We start from the raw sequence: 11,724 nt of genomic DNA on the forward strand, positions 1-11,724 counted from the left end.
TTGCGATCAAGCATCCGACTGCCGTTGCCGACAGTCGGAGAGGCTCAACCTACAAGGCCGCGTCGATTTTCTTGGCTGCGTCTTCGCTCACCCACGCGTGCCATACTTCAGGATGTTCCTTCAAGAAGATCTTGGCCAGTTTTGGCGACTCGATCCGCTCTTTGGCCATACGCCCCAGGTTCTGATTCAGCAGGTCGATCGGCAGGTTGACCTTTTCCAGCACGGTCACCAGTTCCGGGGCCTGCTCGTGGAAAGTCTTGGAGAGGCCGACCTTGATGGTCACGCGCTTGTCGACACCCGGTTTTTCTTCCAGTTTGACCACGTCGATCTGGCCCATCAGCGGGGTTGGCGACCAGTAGTAGAACAGGATCGGCTCGCCACGCTTGTAGCTCGACAGCACCGCCGCATCCAGCGCCGGGCCGGTGCCTGGACGGAAGTTGGTGTAGCTGTTTTCCAGGCCGTAGCTTTTCAGCATTTCGCTGTTATCCAGCTCGCAGGTCCAGCCGGCCGGGCAGTTGTAGAAACGCCCTTTGGATGGTTCTTCGGCGTCCTTGAACACCGCGGAATATTTAGCCAGGTCGGCAATGTTTTTCAGGTCCGGAGCCTTGGCTTCCAGTTTGCGCTTGGCGTCGCCTTCGATCACGTAGCGCGGCACGTACCAGCCTTCGACGGCACCCACCACCGGAGCGCCGACACCGACGACCTTGCCGGCCTTCTCGGCCTTGTTCCAGACTTCGCTGCGGCCGACCCACTCTTCGGCGAACACTTGGATGTCGTTGCTGCTCAGGGCGTTTTCCATGGTGATGGAGTTGCCCGGCAGGCTGTCGGTCTTGCAGCCGTAGCCTTTCTCCAACACGACTTGCAGCACGTCGGTCAGCAGCATGGCGCTTTCCCAGTTCAGGCCGGCGAATTTCACCGGTTTACCCGATTCGCACCAGCCAGCCGCCTGGGTAGCACCGGCACTGGCCAGCAGGCCCATGGAAAGCAAAGTGGTCAGCAGGGTCTTGTTCGATTTCATTGTGTGACGCTCCTAATCATGAGTTGGCTTACGGCAGTCAAGAGGCATCCAGCCCTGTCCACGTCCAATCAGGCCTGCGCTACGCGCGACCCGCCCCGCTTATTGTTGGGTCTGCAACATCGTGATCTCTGCAGGAGCTGCCGCGACAGCTCCTGCAGTGGTCTTTTCTCTTATTTGCCGGTGATCATCGGCAGGTTCAGCCCCTGTTCCTTGGCGCAGTCGATCGCGATCTGGTAACCCGCATCGGCGTGACGCATGACACCGGTGGCCGGGTCGTTGTGCAGCACGCGAGCGATACGCTCGGCCGCTTCGTCGGTACCGTCGCAGACAATCACCATGCCCGAGTGCTGGGAGAAGCCCATGCCGACGCCGCCGCCGTGGTGCAGGGAAACCCAGGTGGCGCCGCTCGCGGTGTTCAGCAGAGCGTTGAGCAGTGGCCAGTCGGACACGGCGTCGGAACCGTCCTGCATCGATTCGGTTTCGCGGTTCGGGCTGGATACGGAACCGGAGTCCAGGTGGTCGCGACCGATCACGATTGGCGCCGACAGCTCACCGCTACGGACCATTTCGTTGAACGCCAGACCGAGCTTGGCGCGCAGGCCCAGGCCAACCCAGCAGATACGTGCCGGCAGACCCTGGAAGCTGATGCGCTCGCGGGCCATGTCCAGCCAGTTGTGCAGGTGGGCGTCGTCCGGGATCAGTTCTTTGACTTTAGCGTCGGTCTTGTAGATGTCCTGCGGGTCGCCCGACAGCGCAGCCCAACGGAACGGGCCGATGCCACGGCAGAACAACGGACGGATGTAAGCCGGTACGAAACCCGGGAAGTCGAATGCGTTTTCCACGCCTTCTTCTTGCGCCATCTGACGAATGTTGTTGCCGTAGTCGAAGGTCGGCACGCCCATTTTCTGGAAGTCCAGCATCGCTTTAACGTGCACGGCCATCGATTGCTTGGCGGCTTTGACCACGGCAGCAGGTTCGGTCTTGGCGCGAGCGCGGTATTCGTCCCAGGTCCAGCCGGCTGGCAGGTAACCGTTGAGCGGGTCGTGGGCGCTGGTCTGGTCGGTGACCATGTCCGGGCGCACGCCACGACGGACCAGTTCCGGGAGGATTTCTGCAGCGTTGCCCAGCAGGGCGATGGAGATCGCCTTACCTTCGGCAGTGTATTTGGCGATACGGGCCAGGGCGTCGTCGAGGTCTTTGGCTTGCTCGTCGACGTAACGGCTTTTCAGACGGAAATCGATACTCACTTGTTGGCATTCGATGTTCAGCGAGCAAGCGCCAGCCAGGGTTGCGGCCAGAGGCTGAGCGCCGCCCATGCCACCGAGGCCTGCGGTCAGGACCCAACGACCTTTCAGATCATCGTTGTAATGCTGGCGACCGGCTTCGACGAAGGTTTCGTAGGTGCCTTGAACGATGCCCTGGCTGCCGATGTAGATCCAGCTGCCGGCGGTCATCTGGCCGTACATGGCCAGGCCTTTGGCGTCGAGTTCGTTGAAGTGTTCCCAGTTCGCCCAGTGTGGTACCAGGTTGGAGTTGGCAATCAGAACGCGTGGTGCGTTGCTGTGGGTCTTGAACACGCCGACCGGCTTGCCGGATTGCACCAGCAGGGTCTCGTCGTCGTTCAGGTTGGTCAGGCTTTCGACGATCTTGTCGTAGCATTCCCAGTTACGTGCCGCACGACCGATACCACCGTAAACCACCAGTTCTTTAGGGTTCTCGGCGACTTCCGGGTCGAGGTTGTTCATCAGCATGCGCAGCGGCGCTTCAGTCAGCCAGCTCTTGGCGGTCAGCTTGTTACCGCGGGCAGCGCGGATTTCAACGTCACGGTGCTTTGTAAAAGAGGCGGTAGTAGGTTTTTTCTCAGTCACGAAAAGAACTCCTCAGCAATCAATCCAAACCAACCCAGGTAGTGGGCGAGCAAGCCGATGGGCATCAGTGCACATCAGCGAATCAGTGGACGATGGTTGAGTCTTCGTGACTCATACACATACGTCCTTACTTGTACATACAAGCATATGCAATCAAGCGGCCAACTTGTTGGAGGAACCTTGAAGAAAATTTTTGGCAGGGCTGGAAAGCGCCTGGATCGAGGGTTCTGGCGTAGATGAAATTTTTCGCGGGGATTTATTCGGGGACGTGCCGGTTGTTACTTGAGCATGGTTTTGCGCCACGCTGGGGCGTTCGGTAACAAATTGGTGCGCGATGGGGAACGCCTAAAAGCAAAAGATCGCAGCCTTCGGCAGCTCCTACATTGATCGTGTTCACCACAAATATTGTGGATGGACATCGAACCCGTAGGAGCTGCCGAAGGCTGCGATCTTTTGGGGATTTTGAATCAGCGTGCGATCAGTTCGATCACACAGCACGAGCCATTGATGGCGACGTCCTGCAGACCGACGTTACCGTCCAGTTGCAGGCAATCATGGCGACCGAGTTGCGATGCGTTGTTACCGACCTTCACTTCAAGCGCTTCACTGACACTGAACACCAGAAGAATCCCGGCCTCACTAAAAAACCGCTGCTTGCCTTCCAGCCACTGCAACCGCGCACTGTAACGGTCCGGCGCATAAATCAGGTTGAAGTCGCGAATCGGTCCACCGAGCAATGCGCAGGACACATGACTTTCGCCACTGAAGGCAAACGGGTCCAGCGGTAACAACGCCCGCGTGTCCTGGCCATCGACGCGCAAGGTCATACCCTCGCCTTGCAGTACGGTGATCACCCGCTCATAACCGGCAAAGGTGGAAAAACCGCCCGACTCGCCAATGTCGGCAATCGACAGGCGCCAGCCAAAACCATCAAGGCCTACACCCGTATCGCGAGTAATTTCTTCAGTGCTGCCGCCGCCGTTCTTCCACGGCATGCGCGGATAATCGGCCGCGCGTAAAACCTTCAACTGACTCATTTATGGCTCTTTTTATTTGTGGAACCGTCCTTCCAGACGATGACGGGAACCGGGGTGGATCAAACGGGCGGCGGTCACTGGCTGACGGCCGGACCAGGTGCGGCGACGAATCAGCAGGCACGGTTCGCCCTTTTCAATCTGTAGCAACTTGCATTCGGACGGCTCGGCGAGAATCGCTTCGACCACATGCTCGCCTTCGGTCAACGGTGCGACCTGATTCAGATAGGCATAAGGCGTTTGCAGGGTGAAGTCTTGCTTGAGGTAGTCCGGCGCCACCAGCGCGTTGACGAAACGGTCTTCGATTTGCACCGGGATATCGTTTTCGAAATGCACGATCAGCGAGTGGAACACCTTCTGGCCTTCGCGCATGTCCAGGGCCAGGGCCCGCTCGGAACCGGCGGCCTCTTCTTCGAGGGTGATCACCTTGCACGTGTGACGATGGCCACGGGAGGCGATCTCGTCGGCGATGTTGTGCACTTCAAACAGCGCAGACTGACTTTTCGGCTCGGCGACGAACGTTCCGACGCCTTGCATACGCACCAACAGGCCGTCGGCAGTCATCTCGCGCAGGGCGCGGTTGATGGTCATGCGGCTGAAACCCAGCTGGCTGACCAGTTCGCTTTCCGACGGGACGCGGTAGTGCGGCGGCCAGTTTCCACTGTCGATTTGCTGGGTGATCATCTGTTTTACGCGGGCGTACAAGGGCGCCGGACTGTCGCCCATGTTCGCGGCCAACGGGGAGACTGCAGGCGGAGTCGGCACGGTTAATCCTTGTTCATTTGGTAGAGGTTGCTAGCTTGCCGGAGTTTACCGAGCAGGCAAACGTCTGTATATGTATATACAAATAACACACGATGGGGTGCTGAACCATGTCCGCCTTCTTTGCCGAACGCGCGCTGCTGCCTAGTGGATGGGCCAACAATGTACGTCTTGAAGTCAACGCCGATGGCGTGCTGACCCATATCCTGGCCGATTCCCACGCAGATGGCGCCGAACGGTTGAGCGGTCCGCTGCTGCCGGGAATGCCGAATTTACACTCCCACGCCTTCCAGCGGGCCATGGCCGGCCTGGCGGAAGTGGCGGGTAATCCGAATGACAGTTTCTGGACCTGGCGCGATCTGATGTATCGGCTCGTCGGAAAAATCAGCCCGGACCAACTCGGCGTCATCGCCCGTCAGCTGTACATCGAAATGCTCAAGGCCGGTTACACATCGGTCGCTGAATTTCATTACGTCCATCACGACAATAATGGCCAGCCGTATGCGGACCCGGCCGAACTGGCACTGCGCATCAGCCAGGCGGCCAGCTCCGCCGGTATCGGTTTGACCTTGCTGCCGGTGCTCTACAGCCATTCCGGCTTCGGCGGCCAGACCCCGAACGAAGGCCAGCGCCGCTTTATCAACAGCACCGAAAACTACCTGAAGCTTCAGTCGCGTTTGCAGCCGATTCTGGCGCAGCAACCGGCGCAGTCGCTCGGCCTGTGTTTCCACTCGTTACGCGCGGTCACACCGCAGCAGATCAGCGAAGTGCTGGCGGCCAGCGACAAGCAGTGCCCGGTGCACATTCACATCGCCGAGCAGCAGAAGGAAGTCGACGACTGCCTTAGCTGGAGCGGTCGCCGTCCGCTGCAATGGCTGTACGAAAACACCGAAGTCGATCAACGCTGGTGCCTGGTCCACGCCACCCACGCCAACCCGGAAGAAGTCACGCTCATGGCCAAGAGCCGCGCCATCGCCGGCCTGTGCCTGACCACTGAAGCCAACCTCGGCGACGGGATTTTCCCGGCGGTGGACTTCCTGGCGCAGGGCGGGCGCATGGGTATCGGTTCCGACAGCCATGTGTCGTTGAGCGTGGTGGAAGAATTGCGCTGGCTGGAATACGGCCAGCGTCTGCGCGATCAGCGGCGTAATCGGTTGTATGGCGCGAATCAGCCGATGGTCGGCCGCACGCTGTACGACGCAGCGCTGGATGGCGGCGCCCAGGCGTTGGGGCAGCCGATCGGCGCCCTGGAAGTCGGCAAGCGCGCGGATTGGTTGGTGCTGGATGGCAACGATCCGTACCTGGCGACGGCCAGTGGCGACGGGATTCTCAATCGTTGGCTATTTGCCGGTGGCGATCGCCAGGTCCGGGATGTGCTGGTCAATGGCCAGTGGGTCGTGCGCGATGGGCGGCATGCCGACGAGGAAGAGAGTAACCGGGCATTCACCCAAGTCCTGCGCGATCTCTTGGGCTGACGCAAAAAAACTGTGGGAGCGAGCCTGCTCACTCCCACAGTTTTTGCTCTTCGGTGACCGTTAGTTCGAGGTCTTGGCCATCTTGCTATCCGACGTACGCCAGATCAGTCGCGTCGTGTCATAGCCCTGCTGACGCGCCCTGCTCAGCAGTTCTTCACGCACTACGCCATTGACCGTCGGGGTCCGTGACAGCAGCCAGAGATGATGGCGGCTCGGGTCGCCGACAATCGCGGTTTTGTAGTCATCGCTGACGTACAACACCCAGTATTCTCCCTTCGACACACCGGGTATCAGTCTCGAGAACCAGGTATCGAACTCGACCCACAGCTTGTCGGCCTTGCCGGGTACCTGTGGATAAGCCCTGCCCTTGGCCTCTTCCCATTGCCATTGCGAGGTCAGGCAGCGGTTCAGCACCGCCATCTCACCGTCAGGCTTGAGGCTGTAATGGGCTTCGGATTGCGCACAGTTACGCTGGAAATACACCGGCAGACGCGCCAATTCGTACCAGGTTCCCTGGTAACGCTTGAGGTTGACACTATTGACGGTCTTGGGCGCCAACGGATCTACGCCAGAAGAGGCGCAGCCGGCCAATACCAGGCCGGCAAAAAGAACGATCAGGAACCGCTTCATTATTTTTTTCTCCCGTGGGCGAAAAGCCCCGGTTTACTTCAGGCCTTGGCCCGAAAACATCAGCACTTTGTCACCGGCATACTGCACGCTGATAAAGCTGTTTTTGTCGCCCCAGGTGCAGCTGGACATGCCGAGTGCGCCCGAGCAATCGGTGGGTTTGCCCAGCAAGGTTTCAACCTCGGCCTTGGGCATGCCGGTCGACAGCTTCGAATAATTTTCCTGATTGATCTTGCTGCACGCGGCCAACAGCACGCAGAACGAGAGCAAGGCGATAGAACGCAGCGACATGGTGTAACTCCTGGAGCGGAAGAGAGGTGGCATGTTGCCAACCAGAAGCTTAGAAGAGAAAACCCTAATCTGGTTCCCCGACCGTCCGCCTATTTATTAGGCCACTCGTCAGCCTTTTACCGATAAATCAGCCCCTTTCTCAGGTCATTCGGTATTTCGTCGGTTTTCGTCAATACCCGCCTAATCTTTGGCGCTGGCCAGTCGACATAAAAGCAGCGCCAAGCCCTCGACTGTGGCAAATTGACGCCCCTTTGCTGACCAGCCACTGCGCGGTAGATCATTTAATGACCAGAAACATGAAATTCAGCCACAAGATCTTGTTGGCAGCCGCTCTCGTGGTGGCCGTTGCATTCGCCTGTTTCATCCTGTTCAACGATTACCGCCAGCGTCAAACCCTGCGCAGCAGTACCGAGTCCTCGATGCATGAACTCGGCAGCCTGACCACCAGCAACATCCAGACCTGGCTGGAAAGCCGCATCCAATTGCTGCAATCGCTGTCCCAGCAGATCGCCGTGGATGGCAGCGCCCCGGCCAATCTCAAACGCGCCATCGACCTGCCGGCCTATACCGGCAACTTCCAGCTGAGCTACTTCGGCGGCACCGATGGCGTGATGTTCTCGATCCCGGCCGGCAACCGCGCCGCGGACTACGACCCTCGCGCCCGTGGCTGGTACAAGGCAGCCAACAACGCGCAACAGACCATCGTCACCGAACCCTACATCGCGGCGTCGTCGGGCAAACTGGTGATCACCGTGGCCACGCCGGTGAAGTACCAGAGCCAGATGATTGGCGTCGCCGGCGCGGATATCGACCTGTCCAGCGTCAGCGCGATCATCAACTCGCTGAACTTCGGCGGTCATGGCCATGCGTTCATTGTCAGTGCCGATGGCAAGATCCTGATCCACCCGGACAGCAAACTGATACTCAAGAACCTGGCCGACGCCTACCCCAACGGCGCGCCGAAAGTCAGTTCGGGCCTGAAAGAAGTCGAACTGGACGGTAAAACCCAGTTCATCTCCTTCACCCACGTTAACGGTGTGCCGTCGGCGGACTGGTATGTGGCGCTGGTGCTGGATCAGGAAACCGCGTTCTCGATGCTCAGCGAATTCCGCACCTCGGCGATCATCGCCATGGTCATCGCCGTGGTGATCATCATCGCGCTGCTGAGCATGTTGATCCGCGTGCTGATGCAGCCTCTGCTGATCATGGGCCGTGCCATGCATGACATCGCCGAGGGCGAAGGCGACCTGACCAAACGCCTGACCATTCATGGCCAGGACGAATTCGGTGCTCTGGGCACCTCGTTCAACCGTTTCGTGGAGCGTATCCATACCTCGATCCGCGAAGTATCTTCGGCCACCGGCCAGGTCAACGAAGTTGCCCTGCGCGTAGTGGCGGCCTCGAACTCGTCGATGTTCAACTCCGATCAACAGGCCTCGCGCACCAGCAGCGTCGCGGCAGCGATCAACCAGCTCGGGGCCGCCGCCCAGGAAATCGCCCAGAATGCCGCCCTCGCCTCGCAACATTCGAGCGACGCGCGCAGCCTGGCCGAAGAGGGTCAGCAGGTAGTGGATAAAACCATCGCCGCGATGCACCAGCTTTCGGCAAAAATCAGCGATTCGTGCGGCAATATCGAAACCCTGAACAGCAACACGGTGAACATCGGGCAGATTCTGGAAGTGATCACCAGCATCTCGCAACAGACCAACCTGCTGGCCCTCAACGCGGCCATCGAAGCGGCCCGTGCCGGTGAAGCCGGCCGTGGTTTTGCCGTGGTGGCCGACGAAGTACGCAACCTCGCCCACCGCACTCAGGATTCGGCGCAGCAAGTGCAGAAGATGATCGAGGAGCTGCAAGTTGGCGCCCGGGAAGCGGTCAGCACCATGACCGACAGCCAGCGCCAGAGCGAAAGCAGCGTCGGCATCGCCAACCAGGCCGGCGAACGCCTGGGCAGCGTGACGCAGCGCATCGGTGAAATCGACGGGATGAACCAGTCGGTGGCTACCGCGACCGAAGAACAGACCGCCGTGGTGGAATCGATCAATGTCGACATCTCCGAGATCAACACGCTGAACCAGGAAGGTGTGGAGAACCTGCAGTCGACTTTGCGTGCGTGTGCTGATCTTGAGCAGCAAGCGGCGCGGTTGAAGCAGTTGGTGGGTAGTTTCCGGATCTAGTGCTTTTGCGGGCCTCTTCGCGGGCAAGCCTCGATCCTACAGATTGTGCGCAGTCCCCAATGATGCGCCAATCCTGAGCGAGGCTTACCCGCGAAGGCGGCATCAGGCGCAATGATTGTCTGAAGCCTTTGGCTCATGCTCTACAAAAAACGCCGGTCGGAAGAACCTGACGCAGGACTGAATTAAGACTAAACTCAGTCCTATTCAATCTGGCGAGGCTCACTCCATGAAGCTTTCATCTCAAATAAAGCCGATCAGTTACCTGAAAAGCCACACTGCGGAAATCGTCAAAACAATCACAGAGAGCCGTGAACCCTTGGTGATCACCCAAAATGGTGAAGCGAAGCTCGTGGTCATGGATGTGAAAAGCTTTGAAGAGCAAGAAGACACAATGGCTCTTTTAAAGCTCTTGGCGATGGGTAATCGGGAGATTGAAGAGGGCAAGTTTCGGGATGCTGAAGACGTCTTCGCTGATTTGGACAAGGCCGACCATCCATGAGTTTAAAGGTCGTCATTCTTCAATCCGCCGAAACAGACCTAAAAGAAATTCGTACCTATCTCACCAATCAGTTTGCTGCACAGACATGGCAAAACACCTACGCCAATCTAAAGGCAGCCATCCGCCATTTGGGAAGTCAGCCCTATGCAGGGCCAGTCCCGGAAGAGATCGAGAAGCTCAATCTCAGCCAATATCGACAAATTCTCTCAGGAATGAACCGGATCATTTATGAAGTGCGGGAGCAAACGGTTTACGTCCACATCATTGCCGATACGCGAAAAAACCTGCCGACACTGCTGATGAAACGACTGCTGCAAGGGAAACCGTGAGTCAGAACCGCGACCCCGGCCCACTCAAAAACTCCAGCTCCTCAGGCGTAGATTCACGCCCCAACACCGCATTGCGATGGGGAAACCGCCCAAATCGCGCAATGATCTTCTGATGCCGTTCGGCGTAATCAAGGTTGCTGGCAAACACCGCGCGATCCGCCTCGGCTTGCTGTTCAACCAGATCGAGAAACCGCGAAACCGCTTCGTTCTGCACCGCCAGATTTTCGCAGTGTTCGAACACCAGATAGATAAAAACCCGCTGGATCGGTCGCAGTTGCCGATCGAAATCCGCGGCAATGCCTTGCGCCACCAGTGCCTGGGCCCTGACGTCGCCGGAAAAGGATTTGGGGGTGTCGCGAAAGATCATTCTCGGCAGTTGATCGAGCAACAGCACCAGGGCCAGCCAACCTTCGGGACGTTGCGCCCATTCAGTCAATCCGCCGGCCAGTGCCTGCTCGACCAGGTCCCCGAAACGCATCCGCGCCTCGAGGTCCTGACTGTCACGCTTGCCGAACCATAACTTGCCCTGGGCCGCCGCTATTTCGTTGGGTGATTCGAAAGATCCGAACCACCAGTCGAGTAACGGCTGCCAGGGCGCGGTCATGTTTTATTCCTTGTGGTAAGCCGTGACGCGGGCAACTTCTTCTTTCGAACCAAGGAACACCGCAACACGCTGGTGCAGGCCTTCCGGCTGGATGTCGAGGATGCGCTGGTGACCGTCAGTGGAAGCGCCACCCGCTTGTTCAACCAGGAACGACATCGGGTTGGCTTCGTACATCAGGCGCAGTTTGCCTGGCTTCGACGGCTCGCGGCTGTCGCGTGGGTACATGAACAGACCGCCGCGGGTCAGGATGCGGTGCACGTCGGCCACCATCGCGGCGACCCAACGCATGTTGTAGTTCTTTTTCAGCGGGCCTTCTTCGCCTGCCAGTAATTCGCCCACGTAGCGCTGTACCGGAGCTTCCCAGTGACGCTGGTTGGACGCGTTGATGGCGAACTCCTGGGTGGCTTCAGGAATGGTGATGTCTTCATGGGTCAGGACGAAGCTGCCCATTTCACGGTCCAGGGTGAAGCCTTTTACGCCATCGCCCAAGGTCAGCACCAGCATGGTCTGCGGGCCGTAAATGGCATAACCGGCGGCTACCTGCTCAGTGCCTGGCTGCAGGAAAGCCTTTTCGTTCAGAGGTTCGTTCTGGCTCAGGTATTCGTTCGGGCAACGCAGCACCGAGAAGATAGTACCGACCGGTGCGTTGATATCGATGTTCGACGAACCGTCCAGTGGGTCGAATACCAGCAGGTAGGCGCCTTTCGGGTATTTGCCCGGGATCTGGTAGGCATTGTCCATTTCTTCGGACGCCATGCCGGCCAGGTGACCGCCCCACTCGTTGGCTTCAAGCAGGATCTCGTTGGACAGCACGTCGAGTTTCTTCTGCACTTCGCCTTGGACGTTTTCGGTGCCCATGCTGCCCAGGACACCACCCAGGGCGCCTTTGGAGACAGCGTGGCTGATTTCCTTACAGGCACGCGCCACCACTTCGATCAGGAAACGCAGATCGGCAGGAGTGTTGTTGCTGCGGGTCTGCTCAATCAAATAGCGACTCAGGGTAACGCGGGACATGGACGGCTCCGGAGGAATGGGGGGCT

At 58.7% G+C, this 11,724-nt stretch carries 12 protein-coding genes and 1 pseudogene; 5 read left to right on the top strand and 8 right to left on the bottom strand.

All coding sequences use genetic code 11. The features are described from left to right. Nucleotides 1–49: 49 nt before the first annotated feature. The 4 genes from AC1D2Q_RS24235 to hutC form a co-directional block, all read right to left on the bottom strand. Nucleotides 50–1,018 carry an ABC transporter substrate-binding protein gene (locus AC1D2Q_RS24235; protein WP_477814801.1) on the bottom strand — a complete coding sequence of 323 codons (969 nt, stop codon included), beginning with the start codon at nucleotides 1,016–1,018 and terminating at the stop codon, nucleotides 50–52. Between the two features lie 170 nt (nucleotides 1,019–1,188). Further along, nucleotides 1,189–2,886 carry a urocanate hydratase gene (hutU, locus tag AC1D2Q_RS24240; protein WP_477814802.1) on the bottom strand — a complete coding sequence of 566 codons (1,698 nt, stop codon included), beginning with the start codon at nucleotides 2,884–2,886 and terminating at the stop codon, nucleotides 1,189–1,191. Nucleotides 2,887–3,353: 467 nt separating this feature from the next. Next, entirely contained in the window at nucleotides 3,354–3,923 is a 570-nt protein-coding gene (locus AC1D2Q_RS24245) for a HutD/Ves family protein (protein ID WP_477814803.1), read from the bottom strand. A 12-nt stretch (nucleotides 3,924–3,935) separates the two neighbouring features. Next, the gene (gene hutC, locus AC1D2Q_RS24250) at nucleotides 3,936–4,646 is read right to left on the bottom strand and encodes a histidine utilization repressor (RefSeq protein ID WP_162135916.1); all 711 of its coding nucleotides are present in this window, start codon (nucleotides 4,644–4,646) and stop codon (nucleotides 3,936–3,938) included. 146 nt (nucleotides 4,647–4,792) lie between these two features. On the opposite strand from hutC, the gene AC1D2Q_RS24255 reads away from it, so the two are divergent. Continuing rightward, entirely contained in the window at nucleotides 4,793–6,157 is a 1,365-nt protein-coding gene (locus tag AC1D2Q_RS24255) for a formimidoylglutamate deiminase (protein WP_477814804.1), read from the top strand. Between the two features lie 60 nt (nucleotides 6,158–6,217). Here the strand turns inward: AC1D2Q_RS24255 and AC1D2Q_RS24260 are convergent, their stop codons facing one another. Further along, nucleotides 6,218–6,787 carry a lipocalin family protein gene (locus AC1D2Q_RS24260; protein ID WP_019650810.1) on the bottom strand — a complete coding sequence of 190 codons (570 nt, stop codon included), beginning with the start codon at nucleotides 6,785–6,787 and terminating at the stop codon, nucleotides 6,218–6,220. A 33-nt stretch (nucleotides 6,788–6,820) separates the two neighbouring features. Continuing rightward, nucleotides 6,821–7,075, bottom strand: a complete 255-nt coding sequence (locus AC1D2Q_RS24265) for a hypothetical protein (protein ID WP_019581819.1) — start codon at nucleotides 7,073–7,075, stop codon at nucleotides 6,821–6,823. 296 nt (nucleotides 7,076–7,371) lie between these two features. On the opposite strand from AC1D2Q_RS24265, the pseudogene AC1D2Q_RS24270 reads away from it, so the two are divergent. The 4 genes and pseudogenes from AC1D2Q_RS24270 to AC1D2Q_RS24285 all read left to right on the top strand — a co-directional run. Next, nucleotides 7,372–8,394: pseudogene (locus AC1D2Q_RS24270) on the top strand (HAMP domain-containing protein); the annotation flags it as partial. Nucleotides 8,395–8,487: 93 nt separating this feature from the next. Then, nucleotides 8,488–9,252 (top strand): methyl-accepting chemotaxis protein, encoded by a 765-nt coding sequence (locus AC1D2Q_RS24275; protein ID WP_477814881.1) that lies wholly within the window; start codon nucleotides 8,488–8,490, stop codon nucleotides 9,250–9,252. A gap of 226 nt (nucleotides 9,253–9,478) precedes the next feature. Beyond that, complete coding sequence (locus AC1D2Q_RS24280) at nucleotides 9,479–9,751, top strand: type II toxin-antitoxin system Phd/YefM family antitoxin (protein WP_477814805.1); 273 nt, start codon at nucleotides 9,479–9,481, stop codon at nucleotides 9,749–9,751. Continuing rightward, nucleotides 9,748–10,080 (top strand): type II toxin-antitoxin system RelE/ParE family toxin, encoded by a 333-nt coding sequence (locus tag AC1D2Q_RS24285; RefSeq protein WP_477814806.1) that lies wholly within the window; start codon nucleotides 9,748–9,750, stop codon nucleotides 10,078–10,080. Before AC1D2Q_RS24280 ends, AC1D2Q_RS24285 begins: the two co-directional genes overlap by 4 nt. A 1-nt stretch (nucleotide 10,081) precedes the next feature. Here AC1D2Q_RS24285 and AC1D2Q_RS24290 read toward each other — a convergent pair whose 3' ends face one another. Both AC1D2Q_RS24290 and AC1D2Q_RS24295 read right to left on the bottom strand, forming a co-directional pair. Then, nucleotides 10,082–10,684 (bottom strand): DUF924 family protein, encoded by a 603-nt coding sequence (locus AC1D2Q_RS24290; RefSeq protein WP_477814807.1) that lies wholly within the window; start codon nucleotides 10,682–10,684, stop codon nucleotides 10,082–10,084. A 3-nt stretch (nucleotides 10,685–10,687) separates the two neighbouring features. Further along, complete coding sequence (locus tag AC1D2Q_RS24295) at nucleotides 10,688–11,698, bottom strand: class 1 fructose-bisphosphatase (protein WP_105340627.1); 1,011 nt, start codon at nucleotides 11,696–11,698, stop codon at nucleotides 10,688–10,690. Nucleotides 11,699–11,724 lie beyond the last annotated feature (26 nt).

Source organism: Pseudomonas sp. P1_A1 (assembly GCF_056406935.1).